This window comes from Lysinibacillus piscis (assembly GCF_026012395.1).
Classification (GTDB): Bacteria; Bacillota; Bacilli; order Bacillales_A; family Planococcaceae; genus Lysinibacillus; species Lysinibacillus piscis.
Window position 1 is genome coordinate 1 of the sequence record NZ_BRZA01000007.1, and the last position, 17731, is coordinate 17731.

15 protein-coding genes, 1 tRNA gene and 1 rRNA gene are annotated in these 17731 nt (G+C 38.2%); 15 read left to right on the forward strand and 2 right to left on the reverse strand.

Annotation, left to right across the window (positions count from 1 at the left end):
* Nucleotides 1–9 precede the first annotated feature (9 nt).
* The 9 genes from rrf (at nucleotide 10) to OPF91_RS16995 (ending at nucleotide 8785) form a co-directional block, all read left to right on the forward strand.
* A 5S ribosomal RNA gene (rrf, locus tag OPF91_RS16955) occupies nucleotides 10–125 on the forward strand.
* 310 nt (nucleotides 126–435) lie between these two features.
* Nucleotides 436–511, forward strand: a tRNA-Asp gene (locus OPF91_RS16960).
* 607 nt (nucleotides 512–1118) lie between these two features.
* Complete coding sequence (locus OPF91_RS16965) at nucleotides 1119–2039, forward strand: PhzF family phenazine biosynthesis protein (protein WP_264990117.1); 921 nt, start codon at nucleotides 1119–1121, stop codon at nucleotides 2037–2039.
* A gap of 113 nt (nucleotides 2040–2152) precedes the next feature.
* On the forward strand, nucleotides 2153–2602 hold the full coding sequence (gene tsaE, locus OPF91_RS16970) for a tRNA (adenosine(37)-N6)-threonylcarbamoyltransferase complex ATPase subunit type 1 TsaE (RefSeq protein ID WP_264990181.1): 450 nt from the start codon (nucleotides 2153–2155) through the stop codon (nucleotides 2600–2602).
* Nucleotides 2599–3297: a tRNA (adenosine(37)-N6)-threonylcarbamoyltransferase complex dimerization subunit type 1 TsaB gene (gene tsaB, locus OPF91_RS16975; RefSeq protein ID WP_264990118.1), complete on the forward strand. Its 699-nt coding sequence runs from the start codon at nucleotides 2599–2601 to the stop codon at nucleotides 3295–3297. The genes tsaE and tsaB overlap by 4 nt, the downstream gene beginning before the upstream one ends.
* Entirely contained in the window at nucleotides 3290–3739 is a 450-nt protein-coding gene (gene rimI, locus OPF91_RS16980) for a ribosomal protein S18-alanine N-acetyltransferase (RefSeq protein ID WP_264990119.1), read from the forward strand. The genes tsaB and rimI overlap by 8 nt, the downstream gene beginning before the upstream one ends.
* The gene (tsaD, locus tag OPF91_RS16985) at nucleotides 3739–4758 is read left to right on the forward strand and encodes a tRNA (adenosine(37)-N6)-threonylcarbamoyltransferase complex transferase subunit TsaD (RefSeq protein ID WP_264990120.1); all 1020 of its coding nucleotides are present in this window, start codon (nucleotides 3739–3741) and stop codon (nucleotides 4756–4758) included. Before rimI ends, tsaD begins: the two co-directional genes overlap by 1 nt.
* Before the next feature lie 512 nt (nucleotides 4759–5270).
* Complete coding sequence (locus OPF91_RS16990; protein ID WP_264990121.1) at nucleotides 5271–7028, forward strand: ABC transporter transmembrane domain-containing protein; 1758 nt, start codon at nucleotides 5271–5273, stop codon at nucleotides 7026–7028.
* Complete coding sequence (locus tag OPF91_RS16995) at nucleotides 7025–8785, forward strand: ABC transporter ATP-binding protein (RefSeq protein ID WP_264990122.1); 1761 nt, start codon at nucleotides 7025–7027, stop codon at nucleotides 8783–8785. Before OPF91_RS16990 ends, OPF91_RS16995 begins: the two co-directional genes overlap by 4 nt.
* A 180-nt stretch (nucleotides 8786–8965) precedes the next feature.
* On the opposite strand, the gene OPF91_RS17000 is transcribed toward OPF91_RS16995, so the two are convergent.
* On the reverse strand, nucleotides 8966–10903 hold the full coding sequence (locus OPF91_RS17000; protein ID WP_264990182.1) for an ABC-F family ATP-binding cassette domain-containing protein: 1938 nt from the start codon (nucleotides 10901–10903) through the stop codon (nucleotides 8966–8968).
* A 286-nt stretch (nucleotides 10904–11189) separates the two neighbouring features.
* On the opposite strand from OPF91_RS17000, the gene OPF91_RS17005 reads away from it, so the two are divergent.
* From OPF91_RS17005 to tatC, 3 genes are all read left to right on the forward strand, one after another.
* A complete protein-coding gene (locus tag OPF91_RS17005) occupies nucleotides 11190–11825 on the forward strand; it encodes a redox-sensing transcriptional repressor Rex (RefSeq protein ID WP_264990123.1) in 636 nt (211 codons plus the stop codon).
* A gap of 126 nt (nucleotides 11826–11951) precedes the next feature.
* Nucleotides 11952–12137 carry a sec-independent protein translocase protein TatAY gene (gene tatAY / locus OPF91_RS17010; RefSeq protein WP_264990183.1) on the forward strand — a complete coding sequence of 62 codons (186 nt, stop codon included), beginning with the start codon at nucleotides 11952–11954 and terminating at the stop codon, nucleotides 12135–12137.
* Between the two features lie 18 nt (nucleotides 12138–12155).
* Nucleotides 12156–12977 carry a twin-arginine translocase subunit TatC gene (gene tatC, locus OPF91_RS17015; RefSeq protein ID WP_264990124.1) on the forward strand — a complete coding sequence of 274 codons (822 nt, stop codon included), beginning with the start codon at nucleotides 12156–12158 and terminating at the stop codon, nucleotides 12975–12977.
* A gap of 45 nt (nucleotides 12978–13022) precedes the next feature.
* Here the strand turns inward: tatC and OPF91_RS17020 are convergent, their stop codons facing one another.
* Entirely contained in the window at nucleotides 13023–13781 is a 759-nt protein-coding gene (locus OPF91_RS17020) for a CPBP family intramembrane glutamic endopeptidase (RefSeq protein WP_264990125.1), read from the reverse strand.
* A 282-nt stretch (nucleotides 13782–14063) separates the two neighbouring features.
* On the opposite strand from OPF91_RS17020, the gene groES reads away from it, so the two are divergent.
* From groES to OPF91_RS17035, 3 genes are all read left to right on the forward strand, one after another.
* On the forward strand, nucleotides 14064–14348 hold the full coding sequence (gene groES, locus OPF91_RS17025; protein WP_264990126.1) for a co-chaperone GroES: 285 nt from the start codon (nucleotides 14064–14066) through the stop codon (nucleotides 14346–14348).
* 72 nt (nucleotides 14349–14420) lie between these two features.
* On the forward strand, nucleotides 14421–16052 hold the full coding sequence (gene groL, locus OPF91_RS17030; protein WP_264990127.1) for a chaperonin GroEL: 1632 nt from the start codon (nucleotides 14421–14423) through the stop codon (nucleotides 16050–16052).
* 335 nt (nucleotides 16053–16387) lie between these two features.
* Nucleotides 16388–17713, forward strand: coding sequence for a CitMHS family transporter (locus OPF91_RS17035; RefSeq protein ID WP_264990184.1), 1326 nt, complete (start codon nucleotides 16388–16390; stop codon nucleotides 17711–17713).
* The last annotated feature ends 18 nt before the right edge of the window (nucleotides 17714–17731 follow it).

Sequence of the window (17731 nt, forward strand, 5' to 3'; positions counted from 1 at the left end):
ATGTGCAAGTGAAGTGATGATGGCAAAGAGGTCACACCCGTTCCCATCCCGAACACGGAAGTTAAGCTCTTTAGCGCCGATGGTAGTTGGGGGATTCCCCCTGTGAGAGTAGGACATCGCTTCGCAACTAACCAGTCAACTGTTGTTTAGCAGTTGACTGGTTTTTTATTGATTGAATATGAATTACTACTGCTGTATATACTTTCAAATTTAATAGTATAGGAGCTAAATGACAGTACTTGATGAACGAAAATAATACCGTTTAAAAAGATAACTTTCTAACCTAATTGATTAGTTTGATAAAGCCATTATTTTATCGAAGCTATTTATAGCAAAACGGAAAGTTATTCGTTAGAGGGGATAGTAATTAATTTTTAATAGAAATAGTATTGCATATGTTATGTTTTTATGATATATTTTTAAATGTCTTAAATAGGTCCCGTGGTGTAGCGGTTAACATGCCTGCCTGTCACGCAGGAGATCGCCGGTTCGATCCCGGTCGGGACCGCCATTATCAATATTAACAAAGCTCTTATGATATTTTCATAAGGGCTTTTTTTATGCTTATAGTCTCTAAATGAGTATAATTGAAATATATTTTCCTGTTTGACCATCTGTGTATACAAATTCAATAAAAGCCGTAAATCGTTTGACTTGCATCTAAATATCTTGTGGTACCACATGCAATTTGTTTTGCCACTTGTGCCTGCACAAAATACTTTCGATGGTTATACTAATTAGTGCGAGCACGTATATAGGATTTTGTAAATGGAGTACTTATTGTAATAAATCGATAGCCGATCCATTTTACTAGCTATTGCGTCTTTCTATAGCTTTTGATGATATATTAAATTAGTCATTATGAAAAAACGTTGAAATGATAATAACACTAGCTTTCGAGGAGATATGAAAGTATGAAAAAGTGTCCTTAAAATAAAGAAAGGAGAAGCTACTCGCAAAATATCCAAACAAGTTAGTAAGGTACGAAAAATCTCGAGAATAAACGACTGTGCAGTGGGGAAGATGAAGTTCGAGAAAGCCGCAATTGTACATTGTAAGGGTTATTAAAATCTTGTTATGGATACATTTGTCTCTATTTTGAGTGGCAAATATATATTTTGGTAAAAGTAAATGTAAAGCATATTGACGCATTTAGTTCAGTTCCAGGGAAAGGGAACCCAGCTGGTGTTGTCTTGAATGGTGAGGATTATACAGAGCAACAAATGCTTGCTATTGCTGCAGCAGTTGGATTTAATGAAACAGCTTTTGTTGTTCCATCGAATATTGCTGATTTTCGCATTCGTTATTTTACACCTGGGCATGAAATGAATTTATGTGGACATGCAACTATGGGAACAGTTTATGCACTACAAATGCAGGGAGCATTAAAAAAATCAGTATTTACCATTGAAACAAATGCTGGTGTATTACCAATACAAATTCGTAAAGAAAATAATCAATTACTAATTACTATGCAGCATGCGAAACCGCAATTTCAACCATTTAATGGTTCCAAATCGGAGTTGGCAGCATCAATTGGATTGAGAGAAGAAGACTTACATGCAGACTATCCAATTGTTTATGGTAGTACAGGTATTTGGACTTTAATTATTCCAATTAAAAAGTTGACAAGCTTTTCCGAAATGTTACCACGCACCGAAGAATTTCCGAGAATTTTAGCAGAGATGCCAAAAGCTTCTGTACACCCTATCTGTTTAGAAGTGCGTCATCCTGAAAATGATTTGCATGCACGTCATTTTTCATCGCCTTATTCAGGAACAATTGAAGATGCTATTACAGGAACAGCTTCAGGTGTGATGGGTGCTTATTACAAAGAATATGTCGATAAAGCTATGGAGTTGCCAACAACGCTTATTGTCGAACAAGGACATGAGGTCAATAAAGATGGGCGAGTATATGTACATATACAAAAAGAAGAGGAAGAACTAGCTATTTCTATTTCCGGGACGGCTGTTTTTGTGAAAGAGATTGAAGTTGAAATAAATGAACATAAAAACAACTCTCTTGGATTTATATAAACCAAGAGAGTTGTTTTTTATGTACAATTGAATGAAAATCAATAGATACTTTGAACATTCACGTTCATTTCGGTAAACTAGAGATAATGTAGCTTAGAGAGGATAGAAAGATGATGTATGAGAAAATCATGAATTCACTTGAGGAGACGGAACAGTTTGCACTGTCATTAGCGAATTTATTAGAATCACAGGATACAATTACATTAGAGGGGGATTTAGGAGCTGGCAAAACGACTTTCACCAAAGCGTTAGCAAAAGGGCTTGGAGTAAAGCGTACAGTAAACAGCCCCACCTTTACGATTGTGAAGCAATACGAGGGACGTTTGCCATTTAATCATCTCGATGTGTATCGTTTAGCAGAGAGCGATGAGGACTTAGGCTGGGATGAGCTATTTTATGGTGAGGCAGTGTCTGTGGTAGAATGGGCACATTTAATTGAAGCAGATTTACCGAAGGATCGTTTAACGATAGAAATTTACCGAATGGAAGATACAGTGCGTCGTTTTGTGCTCAAACCATACGGTAAACGTTATGAAGGATTGTGTGAGGAGTTGATGAAATGATTTGGCTAGGGATTGAAACAGCGAATGCCCCACTCTCTGTAGCTGTTGTACGTGATGGTACAGTTGTGGCAGAAATTGTCCAAAATATTAAGCTGACACATTCGGTAGGGGCAATGTCTGCTATTGAAAAAGTTTTAGCAACGGCAGGTGTACAAGCAAAGGATATTGATGTGATTGCTGTATCAGAAGGTCCTGGCTCTTATACAGGTGTACGAATTGGTGTCACACTTGCCAAAACATTGGCATGGACGTTACAAAAGCCTTTAGTAGGTGTATCTAGTTTGCAGGCATTAGCAGCAAATAGCTCGCTTTATAATGGCTTGATTTGCCCAATTTTTGATGCTAGAAGAGGCAATGTTTATGCAGCTGTTTATCAAGGTGTGATGTTAACAGAAATCATAAAAGATAAGCATATGGCGATTGAGGAATTACTAACAAAATTGCAAGCTATGGAAGTGCCTATATTATTTGTCGGTGCAGATGTAGATGTCTTTTGGGATACAATTGTTGCCGCTCTTGGTGAAAAAGCGCAACGTGCACCACTCAGTCATCAATTACCACGAGCAAGTGAAGTGATTCGGCTGGCTATTCAACAAGAGCTACCTAGCATTGAAGCGACACACCATTTTGTTCCTCAGTATCAACGCATTGCAGAAGCAGAAGCGAATTGGTTAAAGGAGCAGAAACATGAGTAATATTACTTATCGTAAAATGGTATCTGCTGATGTCCCAACAGTGTACGAGATTGAGTGTGCGACATTTCCAACTCCGTGGACATTAGATTCGTTTTACCATGAGATGCATGAAAATGAATATGCCTATTATATCGTGGCGGTGGATGAAGAAGAGCATATTGTCGGCTTTTGTGGCATGTGGATGGTCATTGATGCCGCACAAATTACAAATGTGGCAGTGGTAGAAGCAGCACGTGGTCAAGGTATTGGTGAAGGCTTAATGCGTGAGGCGATGGATGTGGCACGTCAGCATAATATGGATGTGATGAGTTTAGAAGTGCGTGTAACGAATACCGTAGCTAAAACACTTTATCGTAAGCTTTATTTTCGAGATGGTGGTTTACGTAAAGGCTATTATACAGATAACGGGGAGGATGCCCTGGTCATGTGGGTGAATTTATAATGGAAAATCGAATGATATTAGCAATCGAAACAAGTTGTGATGAAACAGCCGCAGCCATTATTCGCAATGGCTCAGATATTGTTTCTAATGTTGTGGCTTCTCAAATCGAAAGTCATAAGCGCTTTGGTGGAGTTGTACCTGAAATTGCTTCTCGTCATCATGTGGAGCAAATTACTATTGTTATAGAAGAAGCTTTAAAACAAGCCAATATAGTGCCAGCAGATTTAGATGCAGTGGCTGTCACTGAAGGACCTGGTCTTGTTGGAGCATTGCTGATTGGTATTAATGCAGCGAAGGCATTTGCATTTGCACATAATTTACCAATTATTGGTGTCCATCATATTGCGGGGCATATTTATGCAAATGCTCTGATACAGCCAATGGAGTTTCCTTTATTAGCACTTGTTGTATCAGGTGGGCATACGGAGCTTGTGTATATGAAGGAACACGGCTCTTTTGAAGTGATTGGCGAAACACGTGATGATGCGGCAGGTGAAGCATACGATAAAGTAGCGCGTGTGTTAAATTTACCGTATCCAGGTGGTCCACGTATCGACCAGCTTGCCCATGAAGGACAGGAAGCAGTAGCATTTCCAAGAGTATGGCTGGAGGAAGGCTCCTATGATTTTAGCTTTAGTGGCTTGAAATCGGCGGTCATTAATTACAAGCATAATATGGATCAACGGGGAGAAACGATTTCTCCAGCGGCTGTTGCAAAAGGATTTCAGGATAGTGTAGTGGAAGTGTTAACAGCTAAAACATTGCGTGCTGCTCGTGAATATCAGGTGAAGCAGGTCATTGCAGCAGGTGGTGTAGCCGCCAATAAAGGCTTACGTACATCGCTTGAGCATGTCTTTGTGGAGGAAGGTATTCCATTCTTCGTGCCACCGTTAAAGCTATGTACAGATAATGCAGCGATGATTGGTGCGGTCGCAGCGCAAATGTTTGAAGCGGGTATACGAGGCAATTTAACGATGAATGGACGTCCAGGGATGGAATTACACTCTTGGACAGAATAAACGTGGGACATCACTAATAGGTGGTGTCCTTCTTTATTGCATGTTATTTGTTGTCGATATGAGAAGGCATGTATATCCATAAAAACTGCACAGTATTGACAATATTTTCAGAAAAATTGTACACAGTATGAATCATTAAAAGTGAGCGAACATTCGTACTTATGCACAAACTGTTGATAAGTTGTGTATAAATTGTGATTATTCTATATTTAGTAGTAGATATAAACAGTTTGAATGTGGATAAAATAAATTTCAATTGTGGATAATGTGGAAAACTCTGTTGATATGTTGATATTGCTAGATTAATAATGTGAATAAATTTGTGGGCATTTTTTGTCGAAAATTAGCACTTGACCAATATATATGACAAATATAGATAAGATACGACAAACGAAGCAGTAAGACTTGCAAAAAGATATCTTGAGAAATATAATGATGAAATGTTAAAAATATTTCTATAACCGAAATATTCTAATAACAATGTGGGGGGTTCATTAGAAAGGGGGAGAAAGATGAAAGTCTTTTTAAAGTTAGGATGGTTCTTTAAGCTACAGTGGCGAGAATATACAATTGGTATCGTGATGCTTATATTCGTTGCACTACTTCAGCTAGTACCACCAAAGATTATTGGCTATACCATTGATGAAATCGGCACAGGTACATTAACAAAATCTTCATTATTAAAATGGATATCGATTATTGCACTTGTAGCGCTCTGTATGTATGTACTTCGTTACTATTGGCGTAAAATGATTTTTGGTTCCTCTAATTTACTTGCTAAAATAATGAGAGAGAAATTATTCCGTCATTTTACGAAATTAGGGACATCTTTTTATCAACAACGTCGAATAGGAGATTTAATGGCACATGCTACAAATGATGTGTCTGCTGTGCAACAAACAGCAGGTGGTGGGGTACTTACATTATTTGATTCTATTACAACGGGTGGTTTTGTATTAATAGCGATGGCTTTTACAATCGACTGGCGTTTAACATTGATTGCCTTGATTCCTATGCCGTTAATGGCTTTTTCAACAAGCTATTATGGAAAGCTGATTCATCAGCGATTCCGAGATGCACAAGCTGCTTTTTCAGACTTAAATGACAAAACACAGGAATCTATTTCAGGAGTTAAAGTTATTAAATCATTTGGCTATCAACAGGAGGATATTGAGGATTTTACAAAACTATCGAAAGATGTTGTGGATAAAAATATCCGTGTAGCACGTATTGATTCACTTTTTGATCCGACAATTAGTCTTGTGATTGCGATTAGTTACTTTTTAACGCTAGCATTTGGGGCCAAATTTATCGTTGAAGATGCCATGTCTATCGGCGATTTAGTGGCTTTCACTGCCTATCTAGGGTTACTTGTTTGGCCAATGTTGGCAATTGGTATGTTATTTAATATTGTAGAGCGTGGGCATGCTTCCTATGAAAGAATTGAGCAAATTTTAAACGAACCGATTGGGATGGAAGATAGAGCAGATGCATTGACACATGTGCCAAGTGGTGATTTATCCTTCCATATTAATAGCTTCACATTCCCAGGTGATGCCACACCTTCTTTACGACAGGTTCATTTTGAGTTGAAAGAAGGGCAAACATTAGGAATTGTAGGAAAAACGGGTGCTGGTAAATCAGCTATCTTAAAATTATTATTACGTCAGTTTGATGGCTTTGATGGATCGATTATACTAGGTGGACATACCATCGAAGCATATGAGAAAAATAAATTACGACAAGCAATTGGCTATGTGCCACAAGATCATTTTTTATTTTCCACAACAGTCTATCAAAATATTGCATTTGCACAGGTGGATGCAGCAACTGAAGAAGTGGAACAAGCAGCGAAAGTTGCCCATATCCATGAAGATATTTTGCGTTTTAGCAATGGCTATGAAACGGTTGTAGGTGAACGTGGTGTGGCATTATCAGGTGGACAAAAGCAACGTATTTCCATTGCTCGTGCGCTCATGATGCAGCCCAATGTGTTAATTTTGGATGATTCTTTATCAGCTGTTGATGCGAAAACAGAGGAAGCTATTTTAGAATCTTTAAAAATGGCTCGTGATAAAGCGACAACGATTATTACGTCCCATCGTTTAAGTGCTATTCAGCATGCACATATCATTTTATTTATGGAAAATGGTACAGTTGTTGAAAAAGGTACACATGAAGAGCTCATGGAATTACAAGGGCGCTATTATGAAATGTATCAGCTTCAACAACTAGAGCAATTAGTAGAGCAAGGTGGTGGCACACAATGACCAATTTAACGATTTCACGTCAGGAGCAGGCAACCGTTTTAAAGCGTCTTATTGGTTATATACGACCACATAAAAAAGCGCTAGCCATTGCGATTAGTATTTTATTACTATCGGTAGTAGGGGAAGTGTTATCGCCTATTATTATTAAAACGTTTATTGATAATCATGTCATGAAGATGAGCTTTGAAACATCTGCTATGGTGACACTTGCCATATCATTTATGTTTTTGGAAATTGTCAATGTCATTTGTCGTTACTTCCAGCATTTGCATTTCAATATGATTGCATTAAGAGTAGTTCAGCAAATTCGTGTTGATGTTTATGAAAAGGTTCAACATTTAGGTATGCGCTATTTTGATAGAGTGCCTGCTGGTGCAACTGTGTCACGTGTAACAAATGATACAGAGGCTATCAAAGATTTATTTATTAATGTGTTCATCGCCATTGTTCAAGCGATATTCTTGATTACAGGTGTATTTATTGCGATGTTTTTATTGAATGCTAAATTGGCGGTATTTGTGTTATTTATTTTGCCGGCAGTCGTGTATGTTGTTTATTTGTATCGTAAAAAAAGTGCGGTCATCTACATGGCTATGCGTGAAAAATTAAGTGAGCTAAATGCAAAGCTATCTGAAAATTTATCAGGCATGAGTATTATTCAAATGTTCCGTCAAGAAAAGCGGATGAATACGGAATTTGATGACATTAATGAGCAACATTTTGCAGCGATGATGAATAATACGAAATTGAATAGCTTGTTATTGCGTCCAATTATTGATTTAATTTATTTCGCTACTATTGTGATATTGCTTAGTTTCTTTGGCATTACATCTTTTACGACGGCTGTTGAAGTTGGGGTTGTATATGCCTTTGTGAGCTATATTAACCGTTTCTTTGAGCCGATTAATCAGATGATGGAACAGCTCGCTTTTTTACAGCAGGCTGTCGTAGCTGGTAAACGCGTCTTTGATGTGTTAGATGAAGAAGATATGGAGCCAGCTCAGCAGGAAAAGCCTTATGAAATTACGGCTGGAAAAATTGAGTTTAAAGATGTGACGTTTAGCTATGACGGACAAACAGATGTGTTGAAAAATATTTCGTTTACGGTGAATCCAGGGGAAACGGTAGCACTTGTTGGGCATACAGGTTCAGGAAAAAGTTCGATTATTAACTTATTAATGCGCTTTTATGAATTTGAGCGTGGTGACATTCGAATAGATGGTCATTCTATCAAAAGTTATCCGCAACAGCAATTACGCCATAAAGTAGGCTTGGTGCTGCAAGATCCATTCCTGTTTTATGGAACTATCGCAAGTAATATTCGTTTGTTTGGCCGTAGCACTGAACAGGAAATTAAAGAGGCAGCTGAATTTGTGCGTGCTGACTTTATTCAGGAGCTACCAAATCAATTTGAACAGCATGTGACAGAACGTGGCTCTACTTATTCTAGTGGACAACGGCAATTAATTGCTTTCGCCCGGACAATGGCAAGACAGCCGAAAATTTTAGTGCTGGATGAAGCAACGGCCTCGATTGATACAGAAACAGAGGTAGCTATTCAAGAGTCATTGGAGCGTATGCGAAAAGGGCGTACAACGATAGCTATTGCCCACCGATTATCTACAATTCAGGATGCGGAGCAAATTTTAGTGCTACATCATGGTGAAATTGTAGAGCGTGGTAACCACCAAGAATTATTGGCGAAAAAAGGGCTATACCATAAAATGTACTTGCTACAAAATAGTATTGTAGAATAAATAAAAAATGCGAGAAATCAATTTTAACCTTTGATTTCTCGCATTTTACCCCGTATTAACAGGCTGTAAGACCCCAACTTCCAAAGTAGGGGGAATGCACAGCCTGTAAAAACCCGATTGGTGAAACTACCAATCGGTGGGGATGAGGAAAGCCCCCACCGATTGAAGGTTCACTTTATTTTAGGAAATAATCCCCTCTAATTCTTCATTCAACTCTAGCCATTCCATTTCAAATAGCTCATGTTGCTCCTTTGTAGCTGCTAATTCATCTTGGAGCTGTGCGATTTTTTCGTGATTGGTAAAAATGTCAGGATTGCAAAGGTCTTCCTCTAAGCGTGCAATCTCCGCTGTAGTTGTTTGCATTTTGCCTTCTAAATCCTCGATAGTACGGCGGATTTGACGTTCACGCTTTTTCGCTTCCTTATCAATTTGTGAGGTAGAGGCTTTTTCAGGTATGTCGAGCTGTGTTTGTGGAGCTGATTTTAACTGCGCAAGCTCTAGTAATTCCTGCTTTTTCTCTAAATAATAATCATAGTCACCTAAATATTCAAATGAACCATCACCAGATAGCTCAATGACTTTTGTAGCAATGCGATTGATGAAATAACGGTCATGTGAGACAAATAATAATGTACCAGGATAATCAATTAAGGCATTTTCTAATACCTCTTTACTATCCAAATCAAGATGGTTGGTCGGCTCATCAAGGATTAAAAAATTGGCTTGTTGCATCATAAGTTTGGCTAGTGCGAGTCTTGCCTTTTCTCCACCTGATAAAGAAGAAACAATTTTATCTACATCTTCACCACTAAATAAAAAGCGCCCTAAGATGGAACGAATATCCCCTTCATTTAGCAATGGCCACTCATCCCAAAGCTCCTTTAATACACTTTTATTGCTGGATAGCTTAGCTTGCTCTTGGTCGTAGTAGCCGATTTGTACATTTGTGCCGTAGCGAATGTCTCCAGTAAGGGCTACTAAATCTTTCACAATCGTTTTGAGTAAAGTCGATTTTCCAACACCGTTTGGGCCGACAAGTGCAATGCGATCTTCACGGAAGGCTCGCAATGTAATGCCGCTTGAAATAGGCTGTTCATTATAGCCAACAGTGAGGTTATCGACTGTTAAAACATCGTTGCCACTTTGGCGGTCGATGGTGAAGCCAAATTTAGCTGATTTTTCGTCACCATCTGGCGCATCCATCCATTCTGTACGCTCCAACATTTTACGGCGACTTTGTGCCATTTTTGTAGTGGAGGCACGGGCGATATTTTTTTGAATAAAGTCCTCTAACTTCGCCTTTTCATCCTGCTGACGCTCATATAGCTTTAAATCACGTTCATAATTTTTTGCTTTTTCATCTAAATAGCTACTATAATTACCTACAAATTTTGTGACACGATGACGAGAAACTTCATAGACAATGGATACTACTTGGTCTAAAAAGTAACGGTCATGTGAAACAATTAAAATAGCGCCTTCATAGCCTTTTAAGTAGCTTTCTAACCATGATAATGTTTCAATATCCAAATGGTTCGTTGGCTCGTCCAATATAAGTAAATCAGGCTTGCTAAGTAATAGCTTTGCTAGTGCTAAACGTGTGCGCTGACCACCAGAAAGAGAGCTAATGGATTTTGCATAGTCCTCAGGGTAGAATTGCATGCCATGTAGTACAGAGCGTGTATCTGATTCATATTGATAGCCACCTGCATGTTTAAAATCATGCTGGAGCTGGTCATATTCAGACATAATTTTTGCATATACCTCGGCATTTTCGTAGATAGACGGATCTGCCATTTGTTGCTCTAATGTGCGTAATGTACGCTCCTGTGCAAGGAGTGGCTCAAAAATAGTCATCATTTCATCCCAAATGGACAGTGTTGAATTTAAACCTGCATGCTGCTCTAAATAGCCAACTTGAATACCTTTAGGAATGATAATATCACCAGCATCATAGGACATTTGCCCAGCGATGATTTTTAATAATGTCGATTTTCCTGCGCCATTTCTTCCAACTAAGGCGACACGGTCACGGTGCTGTACTTCTAGCTTGACACCACTTAAAATTTCCTCTGCAAGGAATGATTTATACAGTTGATTGACTTGTAATACAATCATTTTTGACACCTCAATTCCTCTTAAGTGTAATGGATGAGCGATGGGCTTGCAATGTCGGTGCTTTACTTATTCCTAGTTGTCATGTAAGATTGAAACGATTTCTCAATTATATAGCTACTATTTAGGGTCAATAGCCGATTTTGGTGAAGAGCCACTATTTAATATGAAATAAATCGCCTTTCATCAATAGCTGTGTTGAATCACATAGTTTGTGATGTATACAAGCATAGATGTTGGGCAAAGTAGGTTGTTTTACATTTTAGGTTGACGAAAAGGAGGGATATTTTTGAAACCAGATTTAAAAATTCCACAAGCCACAACGAAAAGGCTTCCTTTATATTACCGATTTATCCAAAACTTTGCACGTGAAGGCATGGAGCGTATTTCATCTAAGGAATTGAGTGAAGCGATGAAAATTGATTCAGCGACAATTCGCCGTGATTTTTCTTATTTTGGTGCATTAGGTAAAAAAGGATATGGCTATGATGTACAACATTTACTAGCTTTTTTTAGTCAGACACTTAATCAGCATGAGACGACAAAGGTTGCTTTGATTGGTGTCGGAAATTTGGGAAGCGCCTTGCTGAAATATAACTTTCAAAAAAATCATAATACCCATATTGTAGTTGCCTTCGACTCAAAAGCACCGAAGGAAGGGAAAATGATTAGTAATATTCCTGTGTTTCATCCTGATTTGCTAGAGGAAAAATATAAGGAGTATGGAGCGGAATTAGCTATTTTGACCGTTTCTTCACGCTCAGCTCAAAGTATGGCAGATCGACTAGCTGCTATGGATGCGAAAGGAATTTTAAACTTTACACCAGAGCGTTTGACTGTACCTGATCATATGCAGCTTTTAACGATTGATTTATCTGTAGAATTGCAAGCGCTCATTTATTTAATTCGCAATCAAGAGAACTGATAGTGTACATATATTTCGCGCATAGAAATTACGAGTATGACGAAAAAATTCACATAGAATTCGTTAGCCAAATGGCGAAATATGCGTTAAAATGATGAAGAGAAAGAGGAGGTGGCTACAATGGCAATGGCTAGTATTGGTCCTATGAGCCTCATTATTATCGGGATTGTTGCGTTATTAATCTTTGGTCCTAAAAAATTACCTGAATTAGGTAAAGCGTTTGGTTCAACATTGCGTGAATTTAAAAATGCAACTAAAGGTTTAACAGATGACGACGATGATGACAAGAAAAAGAAAGAATTAGATAAGTAAAAGTTAGGATGTTAAGGAATGAATCCAAAAGATCTAACTATCATTGAACATATAGAAGAATTAAGAAAACGGCTGTTTATTGTTGCCGTTTTCTTTGCTCTTGCTCTATTTGGTGGTTTTTTTGTAGCGAAGCCTTTGATTAAATATCTTCAAGGAACAGCAGGAGACTATGGTATAACGCTCAATGTATTTGATGTGACTACACCTTTAACTATCTATTTTCAAGTTATTTTTTTAGTGGCGTTCATCCTATCCTCACCACTATTAATGTATCAATTATGGGCGTTTGTTAGCCCAGGATTACGAGAAGTAGAACGGAGAGCAACATTAAGCTATATCCCATATGCATTTTTATTGTTTCTTGTAGGGCTATCCTTCTCTTATTTTTGGTTGTTTCCATATGTGATGAAGGCGATGATGACCTTATCGAATGAGATGGATTTCCAACAAACAATTGGTATTTATGAATACTTTTCATTTTTGTTTAAGTTAGTCATTCCATTTGGCATTTTATTTCAGTTGCCGATTGTGATGCTATTTTTATCACGCATCGGCTTGGTGACACCAATGTTATTAGCACGTATTCGTAAGTATGCTTATTTTGCTTTATTTGTATGTGCAGCGGTTATTGCGCCACCTGAATTAACATCGCATTTGATGGTGTCAGTGCCATTATTCGTGTTATATGAAATTAGTTTAATGATTTCACGTATTGGTTATCGAAAATATTTAAAATCAGAAGAACTACGCTTGAAGGAAGAACAGGAAGCAGAGGAAAAGCGCCAAATTGAAGAAGCGTTAGCATTACAGCAACGTCAAATTGAAGAACTTAACCAATAAGCATAAAAGCTCGGTGTCTATAAAAGGCACCGAGCTTTTGTACGTTTACTGCATATGGATTAATTGCTCTGTTATTTTTTTGAGAGATTCAGCATATTTTTGTAATGGCTCTGCATAGATTTGTACAAGGGTTACAAAACCATTCAATAGAATATGTGCAATAATAGATGCCCAGATGCGTTTTGTCACATGATATAAAAAGGCAAAAATTAAGCCACAAATGGTATACAGTAAAATATGAGAGAAATCAAAGTGAATCAGTGCAAAACAAAAAGCACTGACAATGGCAGCAATCCAAAAATTTGTGACCTGAATCAATGAGCCAAAGATGACACGACGAAAAACAAATTCTTCTAAAATAGGGCCAAATACAACAATAGCGAGGATAGCAATGGGAGCACCTTTCGCAATACCCATAATATCAGCGGTGTTTTGTGAGCCACCTTCAATACCAAAAACAGTCATTTCAATAATAGCACCAATCGTTTGCCCAACAAAGACGAGGATAAAGCCAAGCACCCCCCATACAATTGTTAAAGGAATCGATTCTTGTTTACTCTCATAAATAAGCCAAAATGATTTATCACGAGACGTTAATGCTAAACTAATAATTAAGGCAACTGCAAAGCTAATGGCAATATACCAGCCCTGTGTAATTGGTGCAGCTTGTGTAGACGATAAATCCGTCATACGCATCACTAACTTATGAAATGGTAACAAGAAAAAGGCACTGGATAGTTGCATCACCATGTAAACGACTAAAAGTAAGATCGCTGTTGTGAGATGTTTTTTTGTTTTAGTCACGGACAAAATCCTTTCCATTTATCAATTATGCCCTAGTGTAAATGACATCGAAATTTTTGCATTAAATCCACTGGAGCTTTAACCTTGGTTCACTGAATAGATGGTAAGCCAAGACCAACTATTCTCTATTGTAGAGGAAGACAACAAGAAAACAAAATTTTTAGGAGTTCAGACTTGCAAAAAAAAGGGTGATTGATTATTATAATAATTGTGTTAGCACTCAATAGGATAGAGTGCTAATAAAAAATAAATGAACATTTTATTCATAGGAGGTTGTTTCACGTGTTAAGACCACTAGGAAACCGTATTGTAATCGAATTAATCGAGGTAGAAGAAAAATCAGCATTCGGGATTGTACTACCAGACTCGGCTAAAGAAAAAACACCCGTTGGTAAAGTTGTCGCAGTTGGGGCAGGTCGCGTATTAGAGAATGGACAGCGTGTAGAGCTTGACGTGAAAGTTGGCGACCAAATTTACTTCGCACAATATGCTGGTAAAGAAGTGAAATATGAAGGAAATGAATATCTAATTTTGGAAGAAGATCATATTCTTGCAGTAGTTGAATAATAAGCAAAGTCAATCATTCGTTTGATATAAATCGATTCATCGAATACTTTTATTTTAGGAGGATCATTTCAAATGGCAAAAGATATTAAATTTTCGGAAGAAGCACGTTCATTAATGTTACAAGGTGTAGATAAATTAGCAAATGCTGTAAAAGTAACATTAGGGCCTAAAGGTCGTAACGTAGTATTAGAAAAAAAATTCGGTTCACCACTTATTACAAATGATGGTGTAACAATCGCAAAAGAAATCGAATTAGAAAACCCATACGAAAACATGGGTGCAAAATTAGTTGCAGAAGTAGCCTCTAAAACAAATGAAATCGCTGGTGATGGTACAACAACAGCAACAGTATTAGCGCAAGCAATTATTCGTGAAGGCTTGAAAAATGTAACGGCTGGTGCAAATCCTGTAGGTATCCGTAAAGGCATCGACAAGGCTGTAGCAGCAGCATTAACAGAGTTACATGCTATTTCTCGTCCAGTAAGCAACAAAGAAGAAATCGCTCAAGTTGCAGCAATCTCTGCGGCTGACGATGAAGTAGGTCAATTGATTGCAGAAGCTATGGAACGTGTTGGTAACGATGGTGTTATTACAATCGAAGAATCTAAAGGCTTCACAACTGAGCTTGATGTTGTAGAAGGTATGCAATTCGACCGTGGCTATGCATCACACTATATGGTAACAGATACGGATAAAATGGAAGCGGTACTGGATAACCCATACATTTTAATTACAGATAAAAAAATCACAAATATCCAAGAAATCTTGCCTTTATTAGAGCAAGTAGTTCAACAAGGTCGTCCACTATTAATCATTGCGGAAGATGTTGAAGGGGAAGCTCTTGCAACACTTGTTGTCAATAAACTTCGTGGTACATTCAATGCTGTAGCAGTAAAAGCTCCTGGCTTTGGTGACCGTCGTAAAGCAATGCTTGAAGATATCGCTATCCTAACAGGTGGACAAGTGATTACAGAGGAATTAGGCTTAGACCTAAAATCTGCGGATATTACAGCACTTGGTCGCGCTGCAAAAGTAGTGGTAACAAAAGACAATACAACAATCGTAGAAGGTGTTGGCGGTGCAAATGCAATCGAAGGACGTATTGGTCAAATCCGTGCGCAACTTGCTGAAACAACTTCTGAATTCGATAAAGAAAAGTTACAAGAGCGCCTTGCTAAATTAGCTGGTGGTGTAGCGGTTGTTAAAGTCGGTGCAGCAACAGAAACAGAGCTGAAAGAGCGTAAACTTCGTATTGAGGATGCTTTAAATTCTACTCGTGCAGCGGTAGAAGAAGGAATCGTATCAGGTGGTGGTACAGCACTTCTTAACGTATATGCAGCTGTAGAAAAAGTAGCAGAGAACGAAGAAGGCGATGTAGCAACAGGCGTAAAAATCGTTTTACGTGCTTTAGAAGAGCCAGTACGTCAAATTGCTAACAATGCAGGTCTAGAAGGTTCTATTATCGTAGATCGTTTAAAACGTGAAGAAATTGGCGTAGGCTTCAACGCTGCGACAGGTGAATGGGTAAACATGATGGAAGCGGGCGTAGTAGACCCAGCGAAAGTAACTCGCTCAGCTCTACAAAACGCAGCATCTGTAGCATCTTTATTCCTAACAACAGAAGCAGTGGTAGCAGACATTCCAGAAGCATCAGGTCCAGCAATGCCAGATATGGGCGGCATGGGTGGAATGGGTATGATGTAAGCCTTGTGTGACAAGGATTTACACAGCTGTTGAAGGAAAATAATTGAGCCAATTATGGACAAAGATTTTCCACTCCACCACTTCTTTTATGAAGTAGTGTTACGCACAATTAAAATGCAAAGCAACTACCACTTCTCATCATGTCTAATACTTGATGAGAGGTGGTTTTTTAATACTTAAAAATGGCTAAATCCGTATGTGGTTTTTATGAACACAATTCACTTTAAGAATAAAACGTTTTTATTTTTCATTTTATAGCGATTTTTTTCAAAATTCGTTAAATTAATTTTAATAAAGCGCTTTCAAAAAGTGAAGAGGGGTGTTTCACAATGACGATGCTTGCCATTCTTGGTTTTGCCATGGTAGCTACATTTATGTATTTAATTATGAGTGGAAGACTTTCTGCATTAATCGCACTGATGATTGTACCAGCAGCGTTTGCTATTTTTGCTGGTTTTGGCTCTACTCTTGGTGATATGGCACTAGAGGGGATTAAAAATCTAGCACCAACTGGCGTTATGCTAATGTTTGCTATTTTGTATTTTGGCGTTATGATTGATGCTGGTTTATTTGATCCAGTTGTTGGGAAGATTTTGAAGGCTGTGAAGGGAGATCCGATGAAAATAGTAGTCGGTACAGCGGTATTAGCGACAATTGTTTCCCTTGATGGTGATGGGACAACAACGTATATGATTACGATTTCTGCTATGTTTCCACTTTATCAGCGTTTAAAGATGAATCCACTTATTTTGCCAGCAGTTGCGTTAATGGCGGTAGGTGTCACGAATTTAACACCTTGGGGAGGCCCAACTGCACGGGCTGCTAGTGCATTAAGTCTTGATATGCACGAGCTATTTAATCCACTCATCCCTGTTATGATAGGTGGCGCTATATGGGTGATTCTTGCAGCTTACTGGATGGGAAGAATGGAGCGAAAACGTCTTGGTATTTTATCCATCGACACAATGCCTGTAGCGATTGGTAAAAATGAACATGGTATGGTATTGGGAGATGAAGTGACAGCTGATGAGAATATGCAATGGAAGCGTCCAAAGTTACTATGGGTGAACTTCCTTTTAACGATTACACTTATGGTATTACTGATTTTAGGTGTTATGCCGTTAGCGATTTTGTTCATGCTTGCATTTGCTGTCGCTATTACAATCAACTATCCAAATGTTATGCATCAAAAAGAGCGAATTGCTGCACATGCTGGCAATGTACTTGCCGTTGTATCACTGGTTTTTGCGGCTGGAATTTTTACAGGTATTTTATCGGGTACGGAAATGGTAGGTGCGATGGCTAATAGTCTTGTCGCCATTATTCCGGATTCAATGGGACCTCATTTACCAGTTATTACAGCTCTTACAAGTATGCCATTTACATTTTTCATGTCTAATGATGCTTATTATTTTGGTGTACTACCAATTATTGCAGAAGCAGCATCAAATTATGGTATTAGTGCAGTAGAGCTTGGACGTGCCTCTTTACTTGGGCAGCCTGTTCATTTACTTAGCCCACTTGTTGCATCCACCTATTTACTTGTTGGTATGGCAAAGGTTGACTTTGGTCAGTATCAGCGTTTTACAATTTTATGGACGGTTGGTACATCTGTTGTTATGACGATTGTTGCAGTGCTACTTGGTGTTATTTCACTTTAATTAACCATTCCCGGATAT

What these genes read in the sequence shown, in the direction of transcription:
- tsaE (WP_264990181.1), top strand. Translation starts at nt 2,153, where the DNA reads ATGTATGAGAAAATCATGAATTCACTTGAGGAGACGGAACAGTTTGCA.
- tsaB (WP_264990118.1), top strand. Translation starts at nt 2,599, where the DNA reads ATGATTTGGCTAGGGATTGAAACAGCGAATGCCCCACTCTCTGTAGCT.
- rimI (WP_264990119.1), top strand. Translation starts at nt 3,290, where the DNA reads ATGAGTAATATTACTTATCGTAAAATGGTATCTGCTGATGTCCCAACA.
- tsaD (WP_264990120.1), top strand. Translation starts at nt 3,739, where the DNA reads ATGGAAAATCGAATGATATTAGCAATCGAAACAAGTTGTGATGAAACA.
- OPF91_RS16990 (WP_264990121.1), top strand. Translation starts at nt 5,271, where the DNA reads ATGAAAGTCTTTTTAAAGTTAGGATGGTTCTTTAAGCTACAGTGGCGA.
- OPF91_RS16995 (WP_264990122.1), top strand. Translation starts at nt 7,025, where the DNA reads ATGACCAATTTAACGATTTCACGTCAGGAGCAGGCAACCGTTTTAAAG.
- OPF91_RS17000 (WP_264990182.1), bottom strand. Translation starts at nt 10,903, where the DNA reads ATGATTGTATTACAAGTCAATCAACTGTATAAATCATTCCTTGCAGAG.
- tatAY (WP_264990183.1), top strand. Translation starts at nt 11,952, where the DNA reads ATGGCTAGTATTGGTCCTATGAGCCTCATTATTATCGGGATTGTTGCG.
- tatC (WP_264990124.1), top strand. Translation starts at nt 12,156, where the DNA reads ATGAATCCAAAAGATCTAACTATCATTGAACATATAGAAGAATTAAGA.
- groL (WP_264990127.1), top strand. Translation starts at nt 14,421, where the DNA reads ATGGCAAAAGATATTAAATTTTCGGAAGAAGCACGTTCATTAATGTTA.
- OPF91_RS17035 (WP_264990184.1), top strand. Translation starts at nt 16,388, where the DNA reads ATGCTTGCCATTCTTGGTTTTGCCATGGTAGCTACATTTATGTATTTA.